Annotated in this window: 12 protein-coding genes; 1 reads left to right on the top strand and 11 read right to left on the bottom strand. The window is 34.5% G+C overall.

Annotated elements, in window-relative coordinates; translation table 11 throughout:
• Window positions 1–33 precede the first annotated feature (33 nt).
• The 11 genes from NSQ49_RS00420 to NSQ49_RS00370 form a co-directional block, all read right to left on the bottom strand.
• Window positions 34–912 carry a glycosyltransferase family 2 protein gene (locus tag NSQ49_RS00420; protein ID WP_251282988.1) on the bottom strand — a complete coding sequence of 293 codons (879 nt, stop codon included), beginning with the start codon at window positions 910–912 and terminating at the stop codon, window positions 34–36.
• A 1,779-nt stretch (window positions 913–2,691) separates the two neighbouring features.
• The gene (locus tag NSQ49_RS00415) at window positions 2,692–3,447 is read right to left on the bottom strand and encodes a sulfotransferase family 2 domain-containing protein (RefSeq protein WP_159866503.1); all 756 of its coding nucleotides are present in this window, start codon (window positions 3,445–3,447) and stop codon (window positions 2,692–2,694) included.
• Window positions 3,448–3,492: 45 nt separating this feature from the next.
• The gene (locus tag NSQ49_RS00410; RefSeq protein WP_159866500.1) at window positions 3,493–4,548 is read right to left on the bottom strand and encodes a glycosyltransferase WbsX family protein; all 1,056 of its coding nucleotides are present in this window, start codon (window positions 4,546–4,548) and stop codon (window positions 3,493–3,495) included.
• Window positions 4,549–4,674: 126 nt separating this feature from the next.
• Window positions 4,675–5,406, bottom strand: coding sequence for a sulfotransferase family 2 domain-containing protein (locus tag NSQ49_RS00405; protein ID WP_159866497.1), 732 nt, complete (start codon window positions 5,404–5,406; stop codon window positions 4,675–4,677).
• A 105-nt stretch (window positions 5,407–5,511) separates the two neighbouring features.
• The gene (locus NSQ49_RS00400) at window positions 5,512–6,555 is read right to left on the bottom strand and encodes a glycosyltransferase WbsX family protein (RefSeq protein WP_159866494.1); all 1,044 of its coding nucleotides are present in this window, start codon (window positions 6,553–6,555) and stop codon (window positions 5,512–5,514) included.
• Between the two features lie 91 nt (window positions 6,556–6,646).
• Window positions 6,647–7,306, bottom strand: coding sequence for a sulfotransferase family protein (locus tag NSQ49_RS00395; RefSeq protein ID WP_236566238.1), 660 nt, complete (start codon window positions 7,304–7,306; stop codon window positions 6,647–6,649).
• Window positions 7,307–7,549: 243 nt separating this feature from the next.
• Window positions 7,550–8,551 carry a CgeB family protein gene (locus tag NSQ49_RS00390; RefSeq protein ID WP_159866488.1) on the bottom strand — a complete coding sequence of 334 codons (1,002 nt, stop codon included), beginning with the start codon at window positions 8,549–8,551 and terminating at the stop codon, window positions 7,550–7,552.
• A 304-nt stretch (window positions 8,552–8,855) separates the two neighbouring features.
• Window positions 8,856–9,314 (bottom strand): dTDP-4-dehydrorhamnose 3,5-epimerase family protein, encoded by a 459-nt coding sequence (locus tag NSQ49_RS00385; RefSeq protein WP_159866485.1) that lies wholly within the window; start codon window positions 9,312–9,314, stop codon window positions 8,856–8,858.
• Window positions 9,311–10,153, bottom strand: a complete 843-nt coding sequence (gene rfbD, locus NSQ49_RS00380) for a dTDP-4-dehydrorhamnose reductase (protein ID WP_159866482.1) — start codon at window positions 10,151–10,153, stop codon at window positions 9,311–9,313. Before rfbD ends, NSQ49_RS00385 begins: the two co-directional genes overlap by 4 nt.
• A 16-nt stretch (window positions 10,154–10,169) precedes the next feature.
• Entirely contained in the window at window positions 10,170–11,117 is a 948-nt protein-coding gene (gene rfbB, locus NSQ49_RS00375) for a dTDP-glucose 4,6-dehydratase (RefSeq protein ID WP_159866479.1), read from the bottom strand.
• Window positions 11,114–11,854: a sugar phosphate nucleotidyltransferase gene (locus NSQ49_RS00370; RefSeq protein WP_159866476.1), complete on the bottom strand. Its 741-nt coding sequence runs from the start codon at window positions 11,852–11,854 to the stop codon at window positions 11,114–11,116. Before NSQ49_RS00370 ends, rfbB begins: the two co-directional genes overlap by 4 nt.
• Window positions 11,855–12,207: 353 nt before the next feature.
• Here NSQ49_RS00370 and NSQ49_RS00365 point away from each other — a divergent pair, with 353 nt between their 5' ends.
• A complete protein-coding gene (locus NSQ49_RS00365) occupies window positions 12,208–13,974 on the top strand; it encodes an SLC13 family permease (RefSeq protein WP_159866473.1) in 1,767 nt (588 codons plus the stop codon).
• Window positions 13,975–13,994: the final 20 nt, after the last annotated feature.

Raw genomic sequence — 13,994 nt, 5'->3', positions numbered from 1 at the left:
TATTAAACCATCAATTTATCATTGGCAATTAACCTACTCCGCATCTTCACTATTCCATGGTTTTGTTCCGCGATGCAGTTTTCTCTGAACCCCTTTGTCATGTACCCGATGTTCATCAGTTAATACATTTATGGGATAAAAATCCCAATGCCTTACAAGCTTTTTAAAAAAAGCTGCGTCACCGGCCTTCCAATTGTCAGGGTGGTCATCCCACCCTTTCACTACCTCTAAACAAGCTCTCCTGTGCATAAAAGAATTGTGGTCAACCCTTCCCATTGGATACCGTGTAACTCCAACCAAGGGGCGTATAAAAGTCCTTGTAATCCTATTCCCCGTATACACAATGACTTTTTGTCTGCCATATAAGACATGAATTTTGGGATTCATATGAAACGCCATTGCCATTTTCTCGAATCGGGTTGGATAGTATATATCATCATCCGTTAAATAGGTTACTAAATCTCCCGTGATCCTTTCGAGTGCCAAATTAATGCAAGTTGCATATCTGGTTGTTTTGGGTCGATCCACTTGACGTACTCCTGTCTGAATTAATGTGATCCTCGGATCTTTATCAGCAATTTCCTTTAGCACATTTTGAGTTTTTGCATTTGAATTGTCATCAACAATAATGAGCTCCCAATTAGAATAAGTTTGCTGCTGAACACTTGCAATGGCCTCACGGACTCTTTGAGGGCGATTATAGCTTGTTAAAATACAGCTTATTTTAAGGTTAGGTTTATTTTTGGTGGCTGTAGACAATTTTTTCACCTGGCTTATATCATTTTCTGAGCTGGTTTTCTTCAATAGGGCTTTGGTTTGCCTTAAAGATGGTTGAGGAGTTATTCCTCTGTTTTTTCTTCTGGGGAATTTTCCCTTTATGACTTCTGCAAAGATTTGATCTACGACCAACAAATAATACACCTCCCTTACTGCTGAATAGCTAAATAAATTGCCGATACAATTAATTTATTCACTAATTGATGGACTTAGCTCTCTTTTAAGAGGTTCGGTGTTTCATTATTTTTTAATTTTGTAGTTAGGCTGTAATGGTTTCAGGATGCCATTTGAAGACTTTACATTAATGATTCTTTTGGCAGATGGCATTTTTCTGCCTTGATACGATGCATTGGAGGAAATCTTTTTATTAACTTCATGGCAAAAGCACATAGTCTCACCGCCTTTTATTCGCACTGATTCTCGCTGGACTCTTCATAGGTCACTTAATAAGTCTGAAGCTTTCCGTTAACATATTTTTTTGTAGAGTAACCAGCTTTTGTCCCCTTCACCACAGGCATTTTATAATTGTTTGCTGTGAGTTTAACCGCTTTTCCGTAATTCGGATCACTTCCTAAATAATATTTATTTACTTTTTTACAAAGACACATAGGAACACCTCACTTTCTATTAATATTTTATGAATAAGCTTGTATATAGTTTGTGCTTTTGTACATGCTTTTCCTGTTTATTATTTTTTTTGATAGATTTTTACAAATCTTTAGCACAGATCAGTCACCAATAACATCATTGATAAGTACCTAGATTAAAAGGAAATCCAAGGAATTTTGTTTCCTTAAATTCTAATTCACATATTCATGTCTTTTCTTAAAAAAATTTAGAATTCATAAATTGCTAAACCTCATCATTTTTTGATTTCGAGGATGCCCCCAATCTCCGATATAGTCCATCTGCAATGAACTGCCTTCAATTAAATATTTAAACAAGGAAATATGGTAATGGTACGGGTTACTGTCAATATTTGTGACAATACCACCTGAATTCACCTGGTTCACCGGTCAACTTGAAACTTGCTTTCCGTCTCGAAAAAGATTGCATAAAACTTCCCTCCAGGTTTAAGGACATGTCCAATGTTAATCAAGCACCTTTCATTCACACTGCTGGAAGATGTGCAAACACCGACTGGGCAATTGCGTAGTCGAATTTCTTGTTAACAAATTAAATTGAATGCTGTCGTTTACTAATAACGTTGGTTTCTTTGACATTAACCCAGCCTTTTTAATTTCAATTTTTTTCCGGCTTCTATAAAGAAGAATTAAGATCGAGTCCAGTGTACTTTCCTTTATTTAAATACTTGATAAAGAAAATTCCTCCACGTAAACTGCCGCACCCAATTTTTAGCATCTCGTTAGGCTGCAATCCCTGCTCTTTCATAAACTTCAACTGCAATTCACCAATTTCTTTCCACATGCCGCCAATTGATTTTGATGGCTCTCCCTCAGGACATTCTAATCTGTAAGGTATAAACGGTAATATTTATTCCACAACTCAATGATCCCTCCGGCTTAGGTTTTTAAATCAATATCATACAGTCCTTACTTGCCAAAAACAACTTACGAGTAAATACCATAGTCAATTCACAACTACTTTGTTCCTCTGTCTTGCCTAAGGACCACAGGATTTATTTTAAAGATTGTTTTAATTAATAATTTTACCTGCTTAACTTTGTTACCAACAAAAATTTAAATTCACAGATAAAAATATTAAAATTATGTTGTGAAGGAGAAAAAAATCTATAGATCGAAAAAGTTGAGGATAAAATTTAAACTTAATTGATAATTTGAGGACATTGAGAACGATAAAACATTTTTATAAACATTGAACCAATCGGGGCTTTTTATATTTGAAAAAACTTAATACATCATTTGATAATCCAAGAGCTTAGATTCGAGCCAGTTATACATTGCCATTTTTTGTCTTAAAGACCTGGAGTTCCTTTTTTTGATGCGGTTCCAAATTTTCAATTTTTTTTTGCAGCAATTTTTTAGCATAATCGTACAATTCCAAATCTAATCGGTTATCCGATACGAGCTTTTCTATTAATTCTTTTGGTATTTGTTTCTTAGAAGGTCGATTATTATTAACATTATACCTCTTATAATCAACAACAAGGTTTGACCATCCTAGGGTTTCCTTCATTATAAAAATAGATTCATTAAATAACTCTGTTATTCCAACTATTGAAAAGTACTGTTCCAGATTCTCTTTTGCTTTGCTTAAGTCAGGCTCTTTTCCACCAGAAACCCAAAAAGTTTGATGATTAACATATAGGTGTTTATATCTATTATTAAATATGAAATCCTTAAAACTCATATTTTTTATAATTCGGTGCATAGAATGCCTAGGATTGTTAAGAATAAAAAAATAAAGAGATATTACCCTATCAATTGGCTCTCGCAATATAGTCATGTAAGTAAATGGCCGTGGAAAAAGTTGATGGATCCCAAAAGGAAAGTGACCAGATACACAATTTAGATTTTTTTTCATATTTTCTGAAAATAATTGCTTTATAGATTCTTGTGTGTACATTTTACCCGTTCTGTTTGTTAAAAAGATATTATTATATTGTCCTTGGAGTATCTTCTCAAGAGTGGTTCCCCCTGTTTTGAGGATATGGACAAAAATTAATAACCGATTCTCATGGTTATCCACTAATATTCCCTCCATAAAAAACTTCATAAGTCATCATATAATGCATTATTTAAAACCATTATTCCTCAGCGCTTTTTTTAAGGCTTTCAAATATTGAAATCCGTACTTCTTATCCGGTTCCAAGTATGCACCTTCTGCCCACTCATTCCATGCATTAATAAAAAGAAAGTCACTTTTATAAAGGGATACAGCTCTATGAATTTGCCGGGTTAAATATTTCGAAAATTTTTCTGGACTAGCACCGGCAAAAATTCCAGCCTCATCCCCTTTTCGGGCTGTATTGTCCCAGTCAACAAAAGCACCTGGAAATGTTTTTTTGTTTTTATCAGGTTTTCTTCTCAGGATACATGACCAGACTCGATCATAATCCTTTACATGACGATCTCCCTGAAACCCACCAACTGTTTTCGATAAATTTTGACATTCTCCGTGATAGGTTGTGTAAAGAGGTTCAAACTCAACCCTTGCATGAAATCCTTTTACATTGGAATTAGGAAAACTATTTAATGTCTCGACAAAAAAAATCCCTTTTAAACCATTTTGCTTGGCTAAGTTATCCCAGTATTTTAGCATTTCCTCGCAAAAAGGAATGTGACCTGGTCGATAAATAATAAATAAAGGTTTACCATTGACACGTATATATCTGCGGTCCAGAAAAGCCGGTAATAAATAATCAAAATGCTGTTTCCAATCTTCTTTACTACCATAGTCTTGAGGCATCAATACGTGATGATCCAATCCATCCCATCTCCTAGTCCATGGTTCATTAGCCCATGAGAGACAGAATGGAAAATCCGGTTCTCCGGTCTTGAGAACCTCTTTAAAAGGCCTCTCTAGCAGCATTTTTCCTTTAAACCAATAATGATAGTAGCAAAATCCATATATGCCGTATTTTTTTGCAATTTCCGCCTGCCATTTTCTCGCTTTTGGATCTGTTAAATTATAATAATTATTCTGAAATGGTTCTCTTGGTTGGTAATGACCTGGGAATAACGGTTTAGCTTTCCGTGTATTTGTCCATTCTGTAAATCCTTTTCCCCACCACTTATCATTTTCTGGAATTTGATGAAATTGGGGTAGGTAGAAGGCTATTATTTTCAATCTCAATCCCTCCACTATCTCTTTGTGTATTTATTCATTTTTTGTATTTTTTAAAAATATCAAAAACTTTAATCCTTATTGTAACTTTACTATTAGTTTACGGACGAATATTGTAATCTCCCTATATCAACGCTTTTGCATTGAAGTTTTAAAAGCTTTTAAAGCCTTAGTTGATTCATGCCCTAAGGCGTTAATCTCATTCTTTAATGAATTCTTAACGTATTGATATAGTTCTAAATCCATTTGATTTTTTTCCATTACTTTTTCTATTACATCATTAGGAATTTCCTTAATTTTTGGACGATTTTTAGTGACATTAAGCTTTTTATAGTTAACATTTCCCCACCCTAACTTTTCCTTCATTAAGAAAACTGATTCATCAAACATTTCAGTAACTCCTACAAATTGAAAATCCTTTAGATTTTCTTTTGCCTTTTGTAAATTAGGTAAATCTTCACCTGCTAAATACCATGTTAATCGATTATGAACATTTTCATTACTAATAAACTCTTCAAATGTCTTATTTTTAACTTGTTCATACATCGGCAAGTTAGGATTTTGAAGAACAAAATAATATAGAGATATTAATGAATCGATCGGGTCCCGTAACATAGTAACATAGTTACATGGTCTAGAAAAATGAGAGTGAACACCATACTGAAAATGTCCTAAAACGCATTTTTTTCTTCGCAAATCATTACTGGTATATTTACCTATCTGTTTTTCCAAAGAATCAAAACCGTATAATGACACTATTTCATTTGGACTATACTGACGTTCTACTATTTTACGCAGAGAGGTTCCTGCGGTTTTAGGAATATGGAGAAAGATTAACAAATTATTCTTGTTTTTATTCATATAATCACATCCCTCAATGCTTTTATCTTACGCTTGTAAATGGTATTCGGGCTAATACTATTCATCTAATAGTACGCTTTTACATTCAATTTAATCTATTAAGCACTAACTATCATCCAGTGCTTTCTTTACTTCCTCCAAATACCGAAATTTATTACGTTTATCGGGTTCTAAATAAGTACCTTCCGCCCACTCATTCCAGGCGTTTATAAACAAAAAATCACTATTGTTTACGGATTTCGTCCTTTGAATTTGCAAATGTAGATATTTTCCGAATTTTTCCGGAGATACACCCTTAAATATTAGTCCTTTTTTCCCTAATCTAGGTGAATTATCCCAATCTACAAATGATCCTGGTATAACTGGTATATTATATTTCGTAGATTGCTTTCTATTTATAATTCGACGCCATACATAATCATAATCTACCAAGGGGTAAGGTCTACGATCCAATAGTGATGGGTTTTTCGGATAATCATGGCGTAAGGTATACATGGGTTCAAATTCCACACATGCATGAAAACCCTTTTGTTCTTTATTCCAAAAACCATTTAATGTCTTTATAAAATAAATTCCGTCTAAACCTGCTTCAATTGCCAATTGGTCCCAAAACGAAAGCATCTCTTCACAACAATCGATACTTTCCGGTCGGTAAATTAGAAAAATTGGCTTATTGTTAATCCTAATGTACCTTTTATCCAAAAAAGCTTTTAACAAATAATCGAAGTGTTCTTTCCAATCTTTTTTATTTCCGTATGTTTGAGGCATTAATACATGGTTTTTTCCACCATCCCAAATGCGAGTCCAAGCCTCATTTGCCCATGAAAGACAAAACGGAAAGTCCGGTTCGCCTGTTTGAAGAACTTCATTAAAAGGTTTCTCCAAAAGCCTTTTTCCCTTAAACCAGTAATGATAATAACAGAAACCGTATATCCCGTATTTTCTTGCTATTTCCGCTTGCCATTTTCTAGCTGATGAATCAGTTAAATCATAATAATTATTCAAATATGGCTCCCTTGGCTGATTATGTCCAGAAAATAGTGGTTTAGCCTTTCGTGTATTAGTCCATTCTGTAAATCCTTTCCCCCACCATCGATCGTTTTCAGGTATGCAATGGAATTGAGGCAAGTAGAAAGCAATAATCTTCATTCTTTCACTCCTCTATCATTTATCTCATTTTTCAAATTCAGGGATTGTCCTTTGATAATGTTTTCTAAAAGAACATGTTTTTCTACTTTAATTAAAAATGCTTCAAGTGGATATCCAAAAAGGATTTTACTTTTTCTAAATTTTCATTCGGCTTTCTTCCTATTCTCTGATTGATGTTCTTAACAAACAAATCCGGTTTTTTTAATAGTTGTTCATAATGGACATCAATGATATCAGACTTTCTTTTAGCTAACATATGACGGTAGAAAATAAAATTTATAAGGTAAGGTTTCAATACTTTTTCTGCTTTTTCCAGACTTATCCCGTCCCGATTAGCCATAGAGCGAATGGAAGAATTTAAATCACGATGCACAAATATATACGTAATGTCAGATATATTTAGAAAAATAGGATTCCAGACTTCGAAGGTAATGACCGTTCTGGGATCTTTTAATCCCCATATGGGTTTAACATGGGCACTTAAAAAATTTTGAACATCCTTTTCAGGAAAAACGTATCTCAAAATTCTTGCTCTAGCTGGCGGGTTGAAAACATCACCACCACACTCTTTCATGATAGAATTATTTAAATTAACGAATTTACTATTTTCAAAATAGCCCTTGGGGTTAGCTTGATCAGGTTCAAATAGATGGTCGCCCATATGAATTCCCATATGATGCATCACGCCGGCTGTGGCGCTTGATCCAGAACGATGTAGGCAAAGCACAAGAAACAATTTGCTTTTGTTCAAACAAAATCCCTCCCTTATCCATTGACTTCCTAGCATGAGCGAATAGGAAGTTAATCGATACCACCACTTCGTTCACGTCCTCTCCTTTCGGATGATTACTCTACTGATATATAATTCAATTGAAACAAAAATGACTGGACAGTATACCTAGAGTACTTTACTCAATTATATTTTCCTCTCATAAGTTGCAGTTTATACGGAAAACGCCCAATTATTAAACACGCGACTATGGTAAAATACTGTTTAAGCAAAAACTATATCAAATAATTTTGAGATTCTGTGTGTAAAAGTATGTTCATTCCTAATTTTTTTAAACGCTCGCGACGCCACCTTCATTCTTTCCTTTTCATGAGTGAGATAATATTCTATTTTCTTAATAAGTTCTGAAGGGGATTCGTATACGGCAATATCATATCCAGGTGTATAAAAGCTGCTTAAATCCTTCCGAATATCAGTCAATTGAAAGGCTCTACATGCAGATATCTCAAATGTTCTCGGATTAGGAGAAAATGCCTGTATATTCATGCTGTTATTGGCTTTAAAGCTTTGATCGTTATGTGAACGATGCATATTAATGATTATTTTTGATCCGTTGTAGTAATTAACAACCTCTTTTGGATGCAGCCAAGTTGTTTTAATCTTGTCCTTTAACAGTTGATAGTTTGAAAGGCGGTCCCAACCCAGACCAGAAATTAGAACATTTTTACTAGACAAATAATGTGACAACTTATCGAAAAATTCGATGCGATTCCCAAATGCATTACCTACAAATAGAATATCCTTTTGATACTTAGAGTCTACAATTTTAGGGCGGTATATTTTGGGATTCACAGCAAGCGGTAGAAAGTGGACGTTCCTGCAACCTAATGATTTATAAAAGGAAAGGCAATTAATTTCTTGTGTAAAAACAAAATCAAAATAGGGGGCAATTCTTTTCGTAATATTAGAGTAGTAAGGATCATCTGTCATCCAAATTGCTGTCTTTACCCCACTCTTTGTTAATTCCTTTATTTCAATTATAGGTAATTTAAATCCATTAAAAACAAGAACAAGGTCTGGCTTCACTTTTCTGACGAGGTTTGATAAATCTTGATTTGGTAATGCTATATATACTTTTTGCGCCGTCTTTTTCAGACTTTCCAAGATTCCATTTTCTAATGGCCAATAAGTCCCTACTTTTAATCCCGATTTTACAAATATAATCGAAAGGGTTTTTAATTTATCTTCTTCAGTTAGGTTATTCATAATCACTCCTCCTTTAAACCACCTTATTAACCTCCTTATTTCGTTAATACAGACTATTCAAAAGGATTTATAGTGATTGGACGAACCTTAAAAATTTTAATTATTAATAATTAATATAGATTAGATTTAAAATATAATCTTCTTAGTATAAAAGTAATAACAATTATTATTAACCAATTAGGAAAGCAATTTAATTCCTATATTTAGTCAAATTTGTTTGTTAGTATCTTATGAGTGTTCAAAAAGCATTTGACGTCTATCCATCAAATGCTCTTTGAATGGCGATTTTAATTTTTATTTTGAACTATCTAAAACTAGTTTCCCAATTAAAATTAATGCCTGCGTCATCCCACGCTAATCGTTTTTCGTCTGGTGCATTTGGATTGTAGGATTCAGTGGTAAAATATATGATGGTAGCAGGTTTTTGACCCAGAACCCTATATCCATGTGCAACTCCTTTTGGTATAAGCAGCATTATTGGATTTTCCTCACCCATATAATAAACATCCGTTTTCCCATGAGTACTGGAGTCCTTACGAAGATCATACAGCACTACTTGAGCATTCCCAGAAGGAAAAAACCACAAATCATCCTGCTTTTCGTGATAATGGAATGCTTTAATTACACCAGGATAACTCATTGACCATGATGCTTGGCCAAATTTGGATAAAAGATGAGGCTCATCATCCCGTACGAGTTCTGAAAAGAAGCCCCGGTCATCACAATACTTTACCAGCTTTTTTACCTTTACTCCTTCTATCACAAAATAATCTCCTTCCGTATAAATTCTTTTAACGCATCCTCCCACTTTCTAGGGGAAGGTATATTCTCTTTTAATAATGCAGTGTGTCCTAGAATGGAGCTGCAGGGTCTAGGTGCTAATGCACCATATTCTTTTGTAGTGATTGGCTGAATTGTTTCAGGGTTAAATCCAGCCTCCATAAATATGGCCCTTGCAAACTCAAACCAGCTGCAAGATCCTGAGTTACTAATATGATACGTACCACTTTTTTTATCAAATAGCTGTACTATTGTCTCAACAAGGTCATTTACATACGTCGGAGATCCTATTTGATCATTAACTACCTTTATTTCCTTTCCTTTTTTACCGAGCTCTATCATTGTTTTTACAAAATTCTTTCCGTCATGTCCGTAAAGCCAAGAAGTACGTATAATTGTGCCATTATGATAATCCTGTACCATCTTTTCTCCCAGCCACTTGCTTAAGCCATAAATGGATTGTGGATTTGTTTCCTCTTCTTCCGTATAAGGCAATTGCTTATTACCATCAAAAACATAATCTGAACTAATATAGAACATACGGGCACCAACTCGACTGGCTGCCTGTGCAATATTGCCAGCACCTATTCCATTCACTTCAAAAGCCTTCTTTTGATTTTTTTCACAATGATCCACTGCTGTATAAGCAGCAGCGTGGATGATAATCTCTGGCTTTGTTTGATTAATTTTTGTTTCAGCTTCTTTTTTATTGGTAATGTCTAATTCTTTTTTTCCATAAGGAATCACTGAATGGGTTTCCGATAACTTCCTTACCAGTTGTTTTCCCAATTGGCCTTCTGCTCCGGTAATTAGAATCTTCATACCACCACCAGCCTTTTTAATTTTGGCGCTTATACCAATCTATTGTTTTTTGAATCCCTTCAGTAAAAGTGAAGAGAGGAATCCATCCCAATTCTCTTGTTATTTTAGAAGAATCCATTGCATACCTTCTATCATGCCCTGGCCGATCTTCCACCATTTCTATTAAATCTGTACTTTTACCAAGACAATTCAAAATAATTTCAATTACTTCGCGATTGGTTTTTTCCTCGGATCCGCCAATATTATAAACTTGACCTGGAACACCTTTTTCTAAAACCATTTGAACGGCACGGCAATGATCGGTTACATAAATCCAGTCACGAATATTCATGCCATCTCCATATAAAGGAATTGATTTATTTTGAATTGCATTAAAGATCGTTTTTGGAATAAATTTTTCGGTATGCTGCATTGGTCCGAAGTTATTGCTGCAACGTGTTATGATGAGTGGAAGCTGATGTGTTTTGAAATAAGATCTGACGAGCAGATCTGCAGAAGCTTTGCTTGCTGAATAAGGATTATTGGGCACTAGGGGATTTTCTTCAGTAAATGGTGAATCTGATGGCTTAAGGGACCCATATACTTCGTCTGTGGAAATTTGAATCATTTTATTTGCTTTTCCTGATAATACAGATTGGAGTAAGTTGAATGTTCCCTTGATGTTTGTTTGGATAAATGGAGTTGCGTCCTGAATACTGCGGTCCACATGTGATTCAGCAGCAAAATTGATAATTGCCTCATATTTTTGATCAAAAACTGCTTTGAGATCAGCTTCATTGTTAATATCACATTTAATAAAACGGTATCGATTTGAATTTTCCAAGTGCTTTATATTTTCATAATTTCCAGCATAGGTAAGTGCATCGATGTTTGTAATGTGATAGCTAGAGTTATTAAGCATATGGGATATAAAATTAGAACCGATAAACCCTGCACCGCCTGTAATTAATAGGTGTTTGCTCATTGGTCCCCACCCTTTTTAAAACTTTGAAATGAATATTGATTGGCTTGATACAGAGATTCATGTGTACCTGCATCAATCCACCATCCTTTTAAAATATCAAATTGCAGCAGGTCATTTTGTATATATAAATTGTTTACATCAGTGATTTCAAGCTCATTTCGATTTGATGGTTTAATAGAATTTATATAATTAAATACACTTTTGTCATACATGTATATCCCTGTAACACAATAGGATGAAGGAGGATTACTAGGTTTTTCTATAATAGACAAAATCCTTTGGCCTTCTCTATCAATTTGAGGAACACCATATCTAGTCGGATCTTTTACTTCTTTCAGAAGAACCCTTGCACCTGAGTCCTGAGCAATAAATGCTGTTACGTAGGGACTTAATGAATCTTCAAAGACATTATCACCAAGTATAACAACAAACTTTTCCTCGTTTATAAAATTTTGAGCACACATAAGGGCATCAGCAATTCCGCCTCCCTCATTTACCTGTGTTTGGAATTTTAGATTTACATTGAACTCCTCCCCATTCCCCAAGACTTTTTTGAACGAATGAAGATGCTCGTCATTTGTAACTATTAGTATTTCTTTAATTCCAGCCTCCTTTAATTTTAGTATTGGCCAAAAAATCATTGGAGAACGACCTACAGGCAATAGGTGTTTATTCATTATTTGAGTTAACGGCTTCAGCCGGGTACCTGAACCGCCAGCAAGAATAACTCCTTTCATGCAAGAACTCCTTTCAATTTTACAATTTGAAGTAACAAAATACCGGCTTTATTTTGATTTAAAACTCTTTATACTATATGTTCATACAATCTTAATGAAACAAAAATTCATAATGAACCTAAAAGATGATTAATTTGACCAAGCCTTAGAACATCAAGAGAATGTTAAACATTAAATTACTGCAGGACTATTTTATCCGATGCTCTACAATACGAACACCATGCAAGTCTTGGATAAGAATTTTTTTAATAATGCAAAATAATAAAAAACAGGCAAATATTATGTACAAGTCATCGAAATGAACATAAACATGATAAAGACAAAAAGTTACTAACAGTCTGGAGAGATCACCTATGAACCATGAGGCAATTTTTCTTTGCTTCATCTTAACATGCATGTTTATTGTTTTAATAAAGGAATGGCTATTGCCTGAGCTTACAGTGTTTTTCGCTTTGGGATCTCTTATTTTAGCAGAGATTTTGACACCAAATGAAGCTTTAGCCGGATTCTCAAACCCTGGAGTACACACCGTAGCTTTTTTGTTTATTTTAGGGGCCGCTGTGTCAAATACCGGAATACTCGATGATTTTATAAAAAGGATTTTAACAATAAATAAAAATATCCCTCAGAATATTATCCGATTGATGTTACCGGTATCATCCCTTTCTGCATTTATGAACAACACACCAATTGTTACAATGCTTATTCCAACCGTGCAGAATTGGGCGATTACTCACAATATAAAACCTTCAAAACTACTCATCCCTCTCTCATATGCAGCCATTTTGGGAGGAACAATTACATTAATAGGAACATCAACAAACCTTGTCGTACAGGGTCTTTTATTGGACAAAGGGCTCGAGGGTTTTCATTTATTCGATTTTTCCTTTATTGGAATCCCCTTAGTTCTGGCAGGCATCCTTTATTTTGTTCTGGCAGGACACAGACTATTGCCTGAGAGGGCCCACTCCATAAAAATGTTTGAAGATGGGAAGAAGGAGTTTATATTTAAATTTAAAGTGAGGGACGATTCTTCCTTGGTGGGAAAAACTATTAAGGAAGCCATGCTCAGGAACTTAAATAATTTGTTTCTGATAGAGATTATCAGGAAAGGAAAAACCATCATCCCCGATCCAAATGAGGATGTCATTCAAGCCTGTGACATTCTAGTTTTCTCAGGAAATCCAAGTGAATTTATGAAAATCAATGATCTTCTTGGGTTAGACAGGTATACACCTATAGATACATCATCAGAAAATAGTAAAAATACAACTCTGTTCGAGGTTGGAATATTGGGAAATTCTCCTCTCATAAATAAAAAAATTAAGGAAAGTTACTTCCGATCCAAATATAATGCCGTAATAGTTGCGGTAAAAAGAAGAGGAACGAAGATTACAACAGGAATAGGCAACTTAGTAGTTAAACCTGGGGACACTTTATTGCTGCTTGCTAAGAATGACTTTTCAGAGTCCTGGTCAGATTCCGAAGATTTTTATTTTCTTACTAATTCCATTCATAAAAAGAAGCCATCAACACTAGACAAATTCATCATGATGTTCATCATTACAGGCATTCTAATATGTTCATCACTGCAATTACTGTCAATCTATAAACTAACATTAATTGCATCTGTATTTTTAATAATCTCTAAAACTATAACGGCATCTGCTGCTATTAAGTCAATTAATTGGAATGTGCTCATACTAATGGGAAGCTCGATTGGGATTGGGAATGCAATTGAATCAACTGGACTGGCAAAAATAGCAGCTCAGTTATTAACCCTATTCCAGTCCAGTTTGGGTGTCATTGGAATTTTGATTCTATTTTACATCATTACTTTAGTATTAACAGAAATCTTAAATAACCTCGCAACTGCAGCCTTTATGTTTCCTATTGGCTACTCTATTTCCACTCAGCTTGATTTAGATCCAATGATGTTCGCTATGGTTACAGCTATTGCTGCATCCTGCAGTTTTTTGACACCTATCGGCTACCAAACAAACTTATTGGTGTATGGACCAGGAGGCTACAAGTTTACCGATTATTTAAAAGTTGGGCTGCCTTTAAGCTTAATTTGCATGATCATCACCATTTCTTTAATAATTCTTAAATGGCTTTAAATTGGAAAGGAGAATCACAA

Origin of the sequence: Cytobacillus sp. FSL R5-0377, assembly GCF_038004385.1 — a bacterium.
In the GTDB taxonomy this organism is placed as follows: Bacteria; Bacillota; Bacilli; order Bacillales; family Cytobacillaceae; genus Cytobacillus.
The sequence above is the reverse complement of the archived record's forward strand: the minus strand, read 5'-3'. Positions and strand labels throughout refer to the sequence as shown.